Here is a 14,377-nt window from a genome sequence, read left to right as displayed (position 1 = left end):
CAATGCAGACTGTGCTCAGCATTGCCGTTGATGCCCTCGCCTATGGCATGGTGCTTTTCGTCATTTCCATCGGCCTTTCGGTCACCATGGGCTTGATGCGCGTCGTCAATCTCGCTCACGGCGCATTTGCAATGATCGGCGGCTATTTTGCATCCTATGCTGCCCAGCAGCTTGGCCTCAATTACGGCTTTGCGATCATCATCGCCGTCGTCGGCACGATGTTAATCGCCGTTCCCGTGGAGAGATTGCTCTATCGGCGCATTTATGGAGCGCCTGAACTGACACAGGTGCTGATGACCATCGGCATCACCTTCTGCATCATCGGTCTCACCAACTATATATTCGGACCAACACTGAAGACCATTCCTTTGCCTGAAATGTTGCGTGGATCGGTCGATCTCGGCTTTCGGGCAATTGCCAAGCATCGCATCTTTGCAATCGGGTGCGGCTTCGCGGTGGCCCTTGGTCTTTGGTACATCATCGAACGCACTGCATTCGGCGTGAAACTGCGCGCTGCTGTCGACAATGCCAACATGGCGGCTGCGCTCGGTGTCAGAACCGAAATCGTTTACGCCATCAGCTTTGCGCTTGCCATTGGGCTCGCAGCTTTCGGCGGTGTTGTCGGCGCCGAACTTCTACCTGTCGAACCCTACTATGCACTCCGCTACATGGTGACATTTCTGGTCGTCGTCTCTGTCGGTGGCGCAGGCTCCATACCCGGAGCGCTGATTGCCTGCCTCCTGCTCGGAGCAATCGATACAACCGGGCGTTATCTGGCACCGGAATATGGCGAGTTCTTCTTCTATCTGGCAGTGATCGTCATTGTGACGCTGTTCCCGCGTGGTCTTGCAGGAAGGCTGGCCAAAAAATGACCGATATGACGCAAGCTCTCTCTCAACACCGTCACTCCTATGCGGGTCTTGTCGGCGTAGCAGCAATTATCGCTGCCAGTATTTGCGGCTGGTTTTTGTTCCCCGATAATCTGGCACTGCTGACACGCATCATTGCCATTGCCTTGCTCGTATTGTCACTCGATCTGGTGATGGGCTATTGCGGTATAGCAACGCTCGGCCATGCTGCTTTGTTTGGCGCTGGTGCCTATGGTGCCGGCATCGCCGCTGCCCATTTCGGTATTACCGACCCGATCCTGATGACACTTATCGGTCTTGTTGCAGGAGCTATCACCGGGCTTGTTTCCGGAGCCGTTATTCTGCGCGCGCACGGGCTCGCTCAACTCGTTCTATCGATTGCCGTTGTCCATCTGTTCCACGAAGTTGCAAACAAGGCATCAAGCTGGACCGGCGGCAGTGACGGACTAAGCGGCATTTCACCCGATCCGATCTTTGGCATGTTCGAGTTCGATCTCTACGGACACACGGTCTATGTCTATGCCGTATTCCTGCTGCTCGTTTCCTTCATCGTCCTACGTTATGTTGTTCGTTCACCCTTCGGTATGCTTTGCCGAGGTGTGAAAGAAGACCCGATCCGCATTCATGCCATGGGTGCTTCGGTGCAGTCAGCACAGCTTCGCATGTATGTCATTTCAGGTGCTGTTGCGGGCATCGGTGGCGCGCTGAATGCCATTTCAACGCAGGTCGTCGGGCTCGACAGTCTCAGTTTTACCATGTCGGCGGAAGCTTTGGTAATGCTGGTTCTCGGTGGCACGGGATCGCTGTTCGGCGGACTAGTTGGTACGGTTGTCTTCATGTGGTTCGAAGACCTCGTCTCTGCTGCGAACCCCTTCCACTGGCTTACAATGGTTGGGGCTCTGCTGATCGCCGTCGTGCTATTCGCGCCGCGTGGCCTCTATGGAACCGTCGCCTATTACTTTGAAAAGAAGGCGCGCCGCAAATGAGCACCGTGTTTGAAGTAACGAAACTGCGCAAGAATTTCGGCGGTCTGGCAGTGACAAACGATGTTTCGCTCAACATGGTGAAAGGCGACCGCGTCGCTCTCATTGGTCCCAACGGAGCAGGCAAGACCACTTTCGTCAATCTGGTTACAGGCAACCTCGCGGCAACTTCTGGCACCGTGGCATTGGATGGAGAGAACGTCTCCCGGCTCAACGCCATGCAGCGCGTCAGGCGCGGACTGGTGCGTTCATTTCAGGTGACCCGTCTCTTCTTCGACATGACACCCGAAGAACACGTGGCTCTTGCTGTTTTGCAACGCGAAGGCAAGACAGGACGTATTCTCGGAAACTATCGCAAAATGCCTGAAGTCATGGATGAAGTGCGCGATATTCTCGATGCGCTCGGACTTCTGCATCTCGGGCAGTTGCGGGTGAGCGAGATCGCATATGGCCAACAGCGGCTTCTGGAGATTGCCCTTGCATTGGCGCTTCGACCCAAAGTTCTGCTGCTTGATGAACCAGCTGCAGGTGTTCCACAGAGCGACACAGGCCGCATCGAGGAAGCGCTCGACCGACTACCGGCCGATCTGGCAGTACTCATGATCGAGCACGATATGGACCTCGTTTTTCGCTTCGCAAAACGCGTAGTCGTGCTGGCTGCAGGAACTGTAATTTTTGACGGATTGCCGGAAGATGTCGTGCAGGATACCCGCGTCCGCGAAGCCTATCTCGGGAGCTATGCGCAATGAGTGCCGCCTCGCTTGAAATTCGCAATCTCTCCTCCGGTTACGGCCCCACGCGCATCATCGAGAATGTATCGTTCAAAGCAGAACCGGGATCGCGACTTGCCATTCTGGGCCGCAATGGTGTCGGCAAGACCAGCCTCTTTGCTACTATCGCAGGGCAAACCCGCCGTTATGGCGGTGAAATTCTGCTGAATGGGAAGAATATCGCCACGCTTCCATCAGCCGCGCGCGCAATTGCCGGTCTCGGTTATGTGCCGCAAACTCGTGATGTTTTTCCGACCCTCACCGTCGAAGAAAATCTCTTCGTTGGCCTCAAAAACCGACCAAAGAATGCGCTTGAAGAAGCCTATGCGATGTTTCCGCGTCTTAAGGAACGACGCAGCAATCTTGGGTCGCAGCTTTCCGGGGGAGAACAACAGATGCTTTCCACCGCGCGCAGCATTCTCGGGCGACCGACAGTGCTGCTGCTCGATGAGCCGCTGGAAGGGCTTGCTCCTGTCATCTGTGAAGAGCTGATGGCTGCTTTCTCGACACTTGCACAGAAGGGAGACATGACGATTCTGCTTGTCGAACAGCGCATCCAGAGTGCGCTCGATTTTGCCGATCACATCATCATACTGGAACGTGGGCGCATTGCATGGTCTGGCACGTCAGCAGAACTCGCCGAAAACCAGCAGACTGTCGAAGAACTACTCGGTGTCGGTGGCTTGCATTGATCAGTTCCCGACAAATGCAAACTTGTCGACGTCCACAAGGCCGCGGTCAGTGATCTTGAGATGCGGGATCACAGGCAAGGCGATGAAGGCCAGTTGCAAGAATGGCTCCTCCAGAACGGAACCCAGTTCTTCCGCTGCGTGACGCAGCACACGAAGCTGGTCGCGGACAGTTTCATATGGTTCGGCGCTCATCAATCCGGCAATGGGCAAAGGCATTTCAGCCAACACCTTGCCATCTCGCACGACAACGAAACCACCTTCAATTTCGCCCAATCGGTTGGCAGCTGCAGCAATATCTTCGTCTGACGTGCCAACCACACAGATATTATGGCTGTCATGACTGACGGTTGACGCGATTGCACCTGATTTCAAGCCGAAACCGTGCACAAAGCCGGTCGCAATATTTCCATTTTTGCCGTGACGTTCGACAACGGCGATCTTGACTACATCTTTTTCGAAATCGGGCTCAACGCCGTTCGGGCCAACCTTCAGATCGAATTCGAGGCTTTCCGTTATGATCTTGCCCGGAATTATACCGATTGCACGCGTCTTGCCGCTGTTGGAATGAGAGCGGAAACTGGACGCGCTGACTTTCGATGCCTTGACGCTATTGCGCCCGACAGGAGCAACGATCTTACGAGAGGCAAACAAATCCTCTGAAATCACTCTGCCCGCCGACAACACGATTTCAGCGTGACAACCTTCGAGGCTATCCACCACAACGAGGTCGGCGCGCTGACCCGGCGCAACCAGACCCCGGTCGAAAAGACCGAAAGCACGTGCTGCGGAAATGCTCGCGGCCCGGTAGATTGCAATCGGCTCCACGCCGCCTGCAATCGCCGTGCGGATAAGGTAGTCGAGGTGGCCCTGATCGGCGATATCAAGCGGATTGCGATCATCAGTGCATAACGCCAGGAACTGCGCATGACGTTCGGTAATGATCGGCATAAGCGCTTTCAGATCCTTGGAAACAGACCCTTCACGCACCAATACATGCATACCTTTACGCATCTTCTCCAGCGCTTCTTCCGCACTTGTCGCCTCGTGTTCGGTGCGAATACCTGCGGAAATATAGCCGTTCAGGTCGAGCCCGCGCAGAAGCGGCGCATGACCATCAATATGGCGTCCCTGAAACGCCTTGAGCTTCGCTATGCATTCGGGGTCTTTCGCCAGAACACCTGGAAAGTTCATGAACTCCGCAAGACCAATCACCTTGGGGTGGTCAGCAAAAGGCAACAGATCATCGATCAGAAGCTCGGCGCCAGACGTTTCCATATGGGTCGCGGGCACACAGCTCGAAAGCTGCACGCGGATATCCATGACGGTTTCCAACGCGCTATCGAGGAAAAACTTTATGCCTTCAGCACCCAGCACATTCGCAATCTCGTGCGGGTCGCAAATGACCGTGGTAACGCCCTGTGGCAATACACACCGGTCGAACTCATGCGGCGTTACGTGGGAGGATTCTATGTGAAGATGCGTATCGATAAATCCCGGCACGACGATCCGTCCGGAAATGTCGATTTCATGCTTGCCCCGATAGTTGCCGAATGTTCCAACAACCCGATCACCGCAGATTGCGATGTCACTTTCAACAAGTTCACCGGTTACGAGATCGAAGAAACGGCCACCCTTCAGCACGATGTCGGCAGGTTCCCGACCTGCGCCCTGATCGATCATCCGTTCCAGCATCACGTCACCTCACATTCGGAATCAATTGTCGAAAGTTACCACAATGCAAGACGCGGCGGTAAGGTCACCCTTCCGCCGCGTCCATAACCCACGAATGTCCAGATTACCGGACGTATTCGATCATTCTGGCTCGGCTGAGAACGAGCTCGACCCGATTGTCATCAAGCTTATGCAGACAGACGCGCTTGGTCCAAGGGCCATCATGCAACGTAAACAGCGCGCGCCCCTGACCGAGGTCTTCCAACGGCATGGCTCGGCGTGCCGGGCCTATACCCATGATGAGGTGACCATCCTTGATATCGAAACTGGCGCCATAGGGCGATGCCTGCCAGTGGCCGTCGAGTTCCCGGTACACAGGTTTCGGTGTCACCGGCTTCAACCGGCGAGATACGTAACCAATCTCACCTTCCAGTTCCGTACCCGTCCAGCGGAGTTCAACCGGCGAAGACGGCGACAGGGATGAGAACCAGCCATCGCCGATATCGTAAAGCGTGTCTTCGGAATCAAGCCAGTTGGCTATACCGTTGCGCATTTCCAGCCAGAACGGTCCACTCTCCGTCACATAAAGCCCGTCGGGGATCGTGCAATTGGTTTCTGGCAACGACAATCCGTTGAGAGCGGCCATGCAATCTCGCGCCATCTTATAGGTGTTGGCGTCTTCACGATTTGAAACAACAATCATGCCGGTTTTCGCGGCTGGATCGAGCAGAAAATAGCTCTTGTAGCCGGGATGCGAACCACCGTGCCCGACAAACCGCTTGCCATCCACTTCATTCCACCGCAGTCCGAGGCCGTAAGCGGTTACGCGCCCGTCAGAGAGACGACGGTCAGCTGACAGTTTATCGAGCAAACCTTTGAACACGCCCTCGCCATTAACAAGTGCTTGTGCCCATTTGGTAAGCGCCATGCCACTGCCAGTCAGGCTGCCAGAAGCCGAAATGTGCAGGCCAGCAGAGCTGAGCTGCCATTTTTCGTCAGACTTCCAGTAACCGGGAACCAAGCCCGCGACCGGATCATTCCAGACGTCCGGCGCCTCCATGAAAATATCGAGAAGCTGCGCAATATCCGATTTAACGAAATCATTGAAGCGAAACCCTTTTCGCTCCAGTGCAGCTTCCACCAGACGATAACCGGTGTTGGAATACGAAATTTCCGAACCCGCTTCGAAATTGAGCCGATTGAGAGAAGCAAGGTAGTCCAGAAGCTGACCCGCTTCCGTTTCTGTATAAACAGACAGCCCCAGAAGTGTGAGGCATTCTCGCGTATCGGGCAGACCACCAGTCATGTCGAGTGCACGCCCCACGGTGACATCGGCCAGTGGACTTTGCAACTCCGGCAGATGGTCGCCGAGCCGATCCTCGAGGTCGATGATATCGCTGTGCTTGAGAACCATCGCACAAAACGCATGTTTCGTGACTGATGCGTAGCGAACAACTGTATTCGCCGTGAACGGCACCCCCGTAGACAGGTTTTCAAGCCCGCTCGCATAGGCAAATTTCACTCCATCTGGGCCGAAACCGATGATGACGCCACCCGGCTCATCCTTGGCCCAGGTTCTCGACAAGACTTTCGCGGCAAGCGAAGCCGCATTCCAGTCAGCATGCGTTGACATGAAAACTCCGTCAGGCAGGTTCTTCCAGATTGACGCTTAGCGCGCGCAATTCTGTGGTATGCGGATGTGTCGTTCGCCCGGCGCGCAAATCATCGGCGCTAAGCTGTTCCACCATCTCGCCGTGTTGCATCACCCCCACCTGCGGGCAGAGATGCGCGATCACAGCGAGATTGTGGCTCACCAGCACATAAGTGAGATTCTTTTCAGCGCGCAAGTCCGCGAGAAGATTGAGAATTTCAGCCTGTACCGAGACATCAAGCGCCGATGTCGGTTCGTCCAGTAGCAAAACTTCCGGTTCGGCGATCAGGGCTCGCGCGATTGCCACGCGCTGGCGTTGTCCGCCCGAAAGCTGGTGCGGAAAACGGAACCGCGCAGCTTTGGGCAACGCGACTTCGTCAAGAACCTTTTCAATACGCTTGTCGATATCGCCGATACCGTGAACCAGCAGAAGCTCGCTCAGGATACGGTCGATGGTCTGGCGTGGATGCAGTGAGCCAAAGGGATCCTGAAACACCATCTGCACCTGACGGAAGAAGGCGGGTGCGCGCTTTGGGGCAACGTCCTTCCCGTCGAAAGCGATGCGGCCACTCCATTGTTCGTTGAGACCCGCCATTGCGCGCAGAATAGTGGATTTACCCGAGCCGCTTTCACCAACAATTCCAAAGCTCCCGCCCTTCTCGACATTGAAGGACACACCCTTGACGACTTCATGCTCGTTGAAGCTGATACGAAGTTGATCAATGACTATCATGAGTTCAGCCAGCTTTCTTCGCGATTAAGAACCGGCAATCGATCACGAGGATGCATGAGCGATGGAATGCAATTGAGAAGCCCCTTCGTATAAGGATGCTCAGCACTCACAAGTTCGGCAGCTTTCAATTCTTCCATGACACGCCCCATATACATGACCATGACACGGTCGCAGAAATGCGACACGAGTGGAAGATCGTGGCTAATGAGGAGAAGTCCCATTCCGCGCTTGGAAACCAGATCGTCGATCAGGCGAAGAATTTCCGCCTGAACAGTAGCGTCGAGCGCGGATGTCGGCTCGTCAGCAATGAGCAGTTCGGGATCGGGCGCCAGCATCATGGCGATCATGACACGCTGGCCCATACCGCCCGAAACTTCATGCGGGTAGAGCTTTGCCACGTCACGCGGATTGCGGATCATAACCTGATCGAGAAGATCAACCGCAGCATCCATTGCCTGACGTTTGCTACCGCCTTTGTGGGTACGCCACGCTTCAGCTACCTGCACGCCAATGGTCTTGACCGGGTTAAGCGAATATTTGGGATCCTGAAGAATAAAGCCCGCTCGCTTGCCGCGTATCTGACGCATGCCACGTTCAGTGGCTGACAGAATGTCGATGCCATCGAATGAAAGCCTATCCGCTTTCACCTCAGCGATTGGCGGCAACAGTTTCATGAGGGCCCGCGCGGTCAAGGACTTGCCCGAGCCGCTTTCGCCGACAATGCCCAGTTTTTCACGACCGAGCTGAAGCGAAATCCCGCGAACAGCGTCAAAACGGCTGGTACGCGTTTCAAAGCTGATCTGCAGATTTTTGATATCAACCAGCATCTGTTCTCTCAATTCTGCTTCGGATCGAGCACGTCACGCAGACCATCGCCGAGGAAATTGAAGGCGAGCGATACAAGGAAGATCGCGATGCCGGGGATGGTGGCAACCCACCATTGTTCGAAAATGAAGCGCTTAGCAGTGGCGATCATCGCACCCCATTCGGGCGATGGCGGCTGTGCACCCATTCCGAGGAAGCCAAGGCTTGCTGCGGTGATGATGATCGAGCTCATGTCGAGCGTAATGCGCACAATGACGCTCGGCACACAAAGCGGCATGATGTGACGCAAAATGATGCGGAATGGCGATGCACCGGTCAGCTTGGCGGCTGCAATGAAATCGCTCTTGCGCAAAGTCATGGTTTCCGCGCGCGCCAGACGCGCATAGGGTGGCCACGCAGTCAATGCGATTGCAAGCACGGCACTTTCAACACCTGGCTTCAGCGCAGCCACGAAGGCCAGCGCCAGGATCAGCCGAGGAAACGCAAGAAAGACATCAGTGACGCGCATCAACGCAGTGTCAACAATCCCGCCGAAATAGCCGGCAATACAACCGATAAAGAGCCCGATCGGCGCAACGAGAACGACAACAGCGATAACCATTCCAAGGGTTACGCGGCCACCGTAAAGAATGCGCGACAGGATATCGCGGCCTAGCTCATCAGTCCCGAACAAATGCGCGGCAGTGGGAGCAGATAGACGGTTGCCTAGATCTTGAACACTCGGATCATATGGCGTCAGCAATGGTGCGGCCAACGACAGAACGACGAAAGCGACAATGATAAAGAGACCAATCATCGCGAGCGGATTGGCCCGAAGGTTCACCCAAATGCGGTAGCGCCTGCCCCAGTTAGCCTGAGAACGAGAAGCAGGCGAGTCATCTAGCGCCCAGTTATGAAAATTGGCAAAAATCATCGGACACGCGGATCCAGAACTTTATAGAGAATATCGGCGAGCAGATTGAGTCCGACATAGATGATACCGATGAGCAACGTAGCGCCCACCACCGGATTCATATCGGCATTCATCAGCGACACGGTCAGATACTGCCCCAAACCCGGCCAGCTGAAGACCGTCTCGGTCACGACAGCACCTTCCAGCAGACCTGCATAGGTGAGCGCTAGAACTGTCACGAGCTGCACGGCAACGGTCGGGAAAGCATGTTTCCAGATGACCGAGGTCAGCGACAAGCCTTTCGCACGTGCCGTAATCACGAACTCACCCTTGAGCGCGTCAAGCATGAAAGCGCGGGTCATACGCGTGATATACGCCATGCTGAAGTAGGCGAGGATCAGAACCGGCTGAATCATGTGATAGACGGCATCCCGGAACGCGTCCCAGTCGCCCTCAATAAGAGTATCGATCGTGAGCAAGCCGGTAACATGCGGGATCATGCCCTCATAAATGATGTCCTGTCGTCCCGGACCGGGCGCTATATCGAGCGTTGCATAGAAGACGAGAAGCGATATCAGAGCCAGCATGAAAACGGGAACAGAGTGCCCTGCAAGACAGATCACGCGGATCGTCTGGTCGACGATGGAACCCTGCCGGACAGCAGCCCACACCCCCAGCGGAATACCGATAAGAGCAGCAACAAGAAGCGCAGCCGTTGCCAGTTCCAATGTCGCGGGAAAATAACGGGCGATATCCTGTGTCACCGGATTACGGGTCAGAATAGAGTTGCCGAAATCGCCGTGCAGGACCTGCCCGACATAATGCACGAACTGGATTACAAGTGGCTGATCGAGCCCCATCTCCGCGCGGACGCGCTGGATAACAGCCTCTGGCGCATTGTCGCCCACCGCAGCAATAACAGGATCAACCGGCATGACGCGGCCGATCATGAAGGTAATGACCATAAGCCCGAACAGCGTGATTAACACGCTGCTCAGGATACCGGTCAGGTTCTTGAGGCTTTTCTTCACGCCTTGGCGATCCCTGCATAGGAATGAGAATCGGACAAGACGCCGAGACGCATTCCGGTAACATCCTTGCGGCAGGCGGCTGTGGTAACAGTCTGAAGCATCACGATAAACGGACTATCGTTCATGAATTCGCGCTGCAGATTCTCATAGAGTTCGATGCGCTTTGCTGAATCGCGTTCATCGCGGGCTGCAATCGACTTCTTCGCGAAATCCTCGTTCTGATAGGACGAGCGCCAAGCGAAAGGCTTGGTAGCCGCATTATCCGAATTATCCGGATTGTTACAGAAGACGTCGGCATTGGTGTTCGGATCGAAGTAGTCTGAGCCCCAAGCGGTCAGCGCAATTTCGTGCTCGCGAGCACGCATTTTGGTGAGAACCTGACGGTTCTCGGCGGCCAGAAGTTCGACCTTGATTCCAATTTCGGCGAGGTTCGCCTGAATGGCCTGTGCGATATCCGGCCAAGGCTGAGCAGAATAATGATCCATCTTGATGGTAAAACCATCGGCAAGACCAGCTTCCTGCATCAGGCCCTTCGCCTTTTCCAAATCCTTCTGGAACGGTGTTTCGTTAACTGCACCGGGGAAACCTTCCGGGATGATGGTCTGGTGCACCTTGTGCGTCAGCGGAACGATATTCTTCTGGATGCCCTGATAGTCGACGGCCCACTTGATCGCTTGCCAGAGCTTCGGATTAGTGAGCTTTTCAATCTTCTGATTGAGAGACATCAGGCCAATGCCCGCGATTGCCTTGGTGACGAGCTCGAAATCACCATTGCCCTGAAGAACACGCAACTGCTCGGACGTCAGATTGCGGGCAATATCGACATCACCCTTCTGAAGCATCAAGAGCTGCGAAGACGGGTCCGCGACGTGACGCAGAAGGATGCGCTTCACATTGCCCTTGTATGCGCCATGTGGATTAACGTTCAGGATGATGCTTTCGCTCGGCTTCCAGGAAACGAGAACCCATTCGCCCGAACCGGCGCTGTTCTTCTGAAGCCAGCCGTTACCGAGATCGTCACCGGATGCATTTTCCAGAACGGTCTTCTTTTCCACAATGCTGGCAACGCTTGCCGACAGGCAATACAGCAGGAACGGCAGCGATGTCGACTGCTCGACCGTCAGAGACAATGTCGACGGATCGGTCGCTACGATGTTCTTTTCTGCATTCTCTGGCGTGAAACCGAACTGGCCAATGATGAAAGCCGGGCCCTTGTTCATCTTGATCGCACGCTGCAGCGAGAAAGCAGCATCTTCAGCCGTGATCTGCGCGCCGCTTGCAAATTTTGCATTCGGATCGATCTTGAAGATGAAGACCTTCCCATCAGCGTCGGCTTCCCAGGAAACAGCAACGCCGCCTTCCACCTGGTCCGGATTGGAAAGGCTTGGATGTACCAGACGCTGGTACATGTTGTTGCAGACTTCGCTGCCGACAGCTTCGAAGCTCTCATGCGGATCAAGACTGGTCATATTGTCGAGCTGCTGGGCCACAACCAGAATATCCTGACGCCCGGCTCCAATGGCAGGCAAAATGCTCGCATAGGACAGGAAAGGAACGGCAGCCGCACCTGCCAGAAAACCGCGTCTTGAAATCATTGAGAGCTCCTCTTGCAACGCTTTCTGAATGGCTCCCTGACATCGGGCGCTTATCGACAGCGTTCTATCTCTGGATATATTTTTCCAGCTTCCCGCTATCACGTCAGCGGAGGCAGGGGCCAATGCAGAATTTTGCATTCCCTATGCAGAGTTTGCATGAGGGCAAACTAAAGAAGAGCTTCTGCAAGAAAGAATCGCCCTTCATGCAGGGCCGTCATATCAAGTGACCGAAATCGCATTTGCAATTCTTCTCGCTTGGGTCCATCACCCCTCTCAAATACCAAACTTGATTTTGAAAAGGCTTCCCCATGGCGACAGAACAGAAGATACCCGTTTTCGATGGTCACAACGATGTGCTGTTGCGCCTGTGGTCATCGCATGCTTCCTCGCCTGAAAAGCGTTTTCTTGAAGGAGAAAATGTCGGCCATATCGACCTTCCACGTGCGCAGAAGGGTGGGCTCGGCGGCGGCTTGTGCGCAGTATATGTGCCCTCGCCTTCACGAGAACTCGACACTAATGGCAATCTGGCGACGCCGAGCCAGACCGATGCGATGAAGGCAACGCTCGCCATGTCGGCAATTCTTCTGAAAATCGAACGGGCGTCAGAAGGCAAGGTCCGTATTTGCAAAACTGCAGCCGATATTCGTGATGCCTTTGCCAACGGCATTTTTGCTTCTGTCTATCATATCGAAGGTGTGGAGGCTTTCAGCGAAGACCTTGATGCCCTTTATGTATTGCATGAGGCAGGCCTCAGAACGCTTGGGCCTGTCTGGAGCCGTCCGAATATTTTTGCCCATGGCATCCCGTTCCGGTTTCCGGCGTCACCTGACATCGGCCCGGGCCTCACTGATCATGGCAAAGCGCTCATTCGCGCCTGCAATGAACTCAAAGTCATGGTCGACCTTTCCCACATGAACGAGAAAGGCTTCTGGGACATAGCGGCAATTTCCGCTGCGCCGCTCGTGGCTTCGCATTCAAATGCGCACGCGCTTTGCCAGCAAAGCCGCAACCTGACCGACAAGCAGCTGGATGCCGTTCGCGATACTGGCGGTCTCGTCGGGCTTAACTTTGGCGTTTCATTCCTGCGTGAAGATGGAAAACGCGATCCGAATACGGATCTGAGCGAACTCGTTCGCCATGCTGATTACATTGTCAATCGCATCGGGATCGACCATCTGGCGCTGGGTTCCGATTTTGACGGCACCACGATTTCTTCCACGCTTCGCGATGTCGGTGATCTCCAGCTCGTCATAGACGCCTTCCGCAAGCACGGTTATGACGATGCTTCCATCGTCAAACTGGCTCATGGAAACTGGATCAATGTGCTTGAGCGGACATGGGGTGCTTAAGGGAAAAATAGAAACGATCTCACCCTCGTAGGGTGAGATCGAAAACATGATGGTGGATATGCCCGTCGAACATTTCCAGAAGCCCCTTCGTTGCCTCTCGGCTTTCATATCGCACACGTGAAGCAAGCGCTTTGGCCAATGCTTCCCTACTGTCATACTTGGTCCACAGCACCATCGGATAGGCTGGCGCACCTTCGTCGCGTTCGACAGCATAAAGAACTCGGACTTCCCTGATGCCCGGAAATTCAAGCCACATCGGCATAAGAATATCCGCGACATAAGCTTTGAACGCATCCTCGCGCCCAGCATGGATAGCGCCTTCAAAAAAGGCCTGCCTGACAATCATGGGAATAACTCAGTTTACTTTGGTGGGTGGGACATCGCCGGAAAAATAAGCGGCAAGATTGGCGAGTACGAGCTCACCCATTCCGACACGTGTTTCAACCGTTGCGCTGCCTTGATGCGGCATCAGCACGGTGTTTGGTGCGGACAGAAAATCCTCCCTGATCGTCGGTTCGTTGACGAAAACATCAAGACCGGCGCCGGCTATAGTTCCGTTATTCAAAGCAGCCAGAAGCGCATCTTCGTCGACGACGCTGCCGCGGGCCACATTGACCAAATACCCCCTGCTTCCAAGCGCTGCTAGCACATCCGCGTTCACAATATTCGCCGTCGACGGATTAGCCGCGACGCACACTGCGAGTACGTCGCTCTGCTGCGCTAGTTCCACGGGCGTCGCATGGGCAATCCAGTTTGTGCCCGCGACAGGAGAGCGGTTCCAATAGTGCACTTCCATGCCGAATGCTTCTGCACGTCGTGCAAACGACTTTCCTATCTGGCCAAGGCCCAGGACGCCAACCCGCTTCCCCTTGGGACTAACGCCAAGAGGAAATGCTTCACGGCGCTCCCATTTGCCTTCCCGCACGAATTGGTCACCCTGAACAACATGGCGCATAACCGCCAGCATGAGAGCAATGCCTGTGTCGGCAACATCATCGGTCAAAACGCCAGGCGTGGTGCTGACATGCACATCGCGATCCCGCGCAAAAGCAAGATCGACCTTGTCCGTCCCAACACCGTTGATGGCGATGAGGCCAAGCGATGGCAGACGCTCCATCCAATCATTGGAAAGCCCCGTTCCGCCACCAGTAACAACAGCACGAATGGTGCCAAGTGCCGCGTCAATCGCCGTCGTGTCTTCCGGCTTGTATAGACGAAGAACCTTGTAAGCTGCGTCCAATCGCTCTTCGATCAACGGCATCATCGGCTCGATAAGCAGAACTTCGTTCGTCACTTCAAACTCCATTACTAAACTA

The 14,377-nt window shown here is 54.8% G+C and carries 13 protein-coding genes and 1 pseudogene; 5 read left to right on the top strand and 9 right to left on the bottom strand.

Going from position 1 to position 14,377, the window contains the following annotated elements; genetic code table 11:
* Positions 1-2 precede the first annotated feature (2 nt).
* The 4 genes from FG152_RS02455 to FG152_RS02440 are packed head-to-tail and all read left to right on the top strand — an operon-like array spanning position 3 to position 3,314.
* Positions 3-872: a branched-chain amino acid ABC transporter permease gene (locus FG152_RS02455; RefSeq protein WP_010658918.1), complete on the top strand. Its 870-nt coding sequence runs from the start codon at positions 3-5 to the stop codon at positions 870-872.
* On the top strand, positions 869-1,855 hold the full coding sequence (locus FG152_RS02450) for a branched-chain amino acid ABC transporter permease (protein WP_010658919.1): 987 nt from the start codon (positions 869-871) through the stop codon (positions 1,853-1,855). The genes FG152_RS02455 and FG152_RS02450 overlap by 4 nt, the downstream gene beginning before the upstream one ends.
* Positions 1,852-2,601, top strand: a complete 750-nt coding sequence (locus tag FG152_RS02445) for an ABC transporter ATP-binding protein (protein WP_010658920.1) — start codon at positions 1,852-1,854, stop codon at positions 2,599-2,601. The genes FG152_RS02450 and FG152_RS02445 overlap by 4 nt, the downstream gene beginning before the upstream one ends.
* Positions 2,598-3,314, top strand: coding sequence for an ABC transporter ATP-binding protein (locus tag FG152_RS02440; RefSeq protein ID WP_010658921.1), 717 nt, complete (start codon positions 2,598-2,600; stop codon positions 3,312-3,314). Before FG152_RS02445 ends, FG152_RS02440 begins: the two co-directional genes overlap by 4 nt.
* Here the strand turns inward: FG152_RS02440 and ade are convergent.
* The 7 genes and pseudogenes from ade to FG152_RS02405 all read right to left on the bottom strand — a co-directional run bounded on the left by ade (position 3,315) and on the right by FG152_RS02405 (position 11,712).
* Positions 3,315-5,055 (bottom strand): annotated as a pseudogene (ade, locus tag FG152_RS02435) (adenine deaminase).
* A gap of 54 nt (positions 5,056-5,109) precedes the next feature.
* Positions 5,110-6,618, bottom strand: coding sequence for a serine hydrolase domain-containing protein (locus FG152_RS02430; RefSeq protein WP_010658923.1), 1,509 nt, complete (start codon positions 6,616-6,618; stop codon positions 5,110-5,112).
* Between the two features lie 10 nt (positions 6,619-6,628).
* On the bottom strand, positions 6,629-7,369 hold the full coding sequence (locus tag FG152_RS02425) for an ABC transporter ATP-binding protein (protein WP_010658924.1): 741 nt from the start codon (positions 7,367-7,369) through the stop codon (positions 6,629-6,631).
* Entirely contained in the window at positions 7,366-8,196 is an 831-nt protein-coding gene (locus FG152_RS02420) for an ABC transporter ATP-binding protein (RefSeq protein ID WP_498985174.1), read from the bottom strand. The genes FG152_RS02425 and FG152_RS02420 overlap by 4 nt, the downstream gene beginning before the upstream one ends.
* 8 nt (positions 8,197-8,204) lie before the next feature.
* Positions 8,205-9,107: a nickel transporter permease gene (gene nikC, locus FG152_RS02415; RefSeq protein WP_010658926.1), complete on the bottom strand. Its 903-nt coding sequence runs from the start codon at positions 9,105-9,107 to the stop codon at positions 8,205-8,207.
* Positions 9,104-10,117 (bottom strand): ABC transporter permease, encoded by a 1,014-nt coding sequence (locus FG152_RS02410; protein ID WP_010658927.1) that lies wholly within the window; start codon positions 10,115-10,117, stop codon positions 9,104-9,106. The genes nikC and FG152_RS02410 overlap by 4 nt, the downstream gene beginning before the upstream one ends.
* Positions 10,114-11,712, bottom strand: a complete 1,599-nt coding sequence (locus tag FG152_RS02405) for an ABC transporter substrate-binding protein (RefSeq protein ID WP_498985170.1) — start codon at positions 11,710-11,712, stop codon at positions 10,114-10,116. The genes FG152_RS02410 and FG152_RS02405 overlap by 4 nt, the downstream gene beginning before the upstream one ends.
* 308 nt (positions 11,713-12,020) lie before the next feature.
* On the opposite strand from FG152_RS02405, the gene FG152_RS02400 reads away from it, so the two are divergent.
* Positions 12,021-13,061, top strand: a complete 1,041-nt coding sequence (locus tag FG152_RS02400) for a dipeptidase (RefSeq protein ID WP_010658929.1) — start codon at positions 12,021-12,023, stop codon at positions 13,059-13,061.
* Positions 13,062-13,080: 19 nt separating this feature from the next.
* Here FG152_RS02400 and FG152_RS02395 read toward each other — a convergent pair whose 3' ends face one another.
* The gene (locus tag FG152_RS02395) at positions 13,081-13,407 is read right to left on the bottom strand and encodes a hypothetical protein (RefSeq protein ID WP_010658930.1); all 327 of its coding nucleotides are present in this window, start codon (positions 13,405-13,407) and stop codon (positions 13,081-13,083) included.
* A gap of 9 nt (positions 13,408-13,416) precedes the next feature.
* Entirely contained in the window at positions 13,417-14,367 is a 951-nt protein-coding gene (locus tag FG152_RS02390) for a 2-hydroxyacid dehydrogenase (RefSeq protein ID WP_010658931.1), read from the bottom strand.
* Positions 14,368-14,377: the final 10 nt, after the last annotated feature.

The sequence above is a fragment of the Ochrobactrum sp. XJ1 genome (assembly GCF_024701725.1).
Taxonomy (GTDB): Bacteria; Pseudomonadota; Alphaproteobacteria; order Rhizobiales; family Rhizobiaceae; genus Brucella; species Brucella anthropi.
This window is presented reverse-complemented; position numbering and strand designations above follow the sequence as displayed.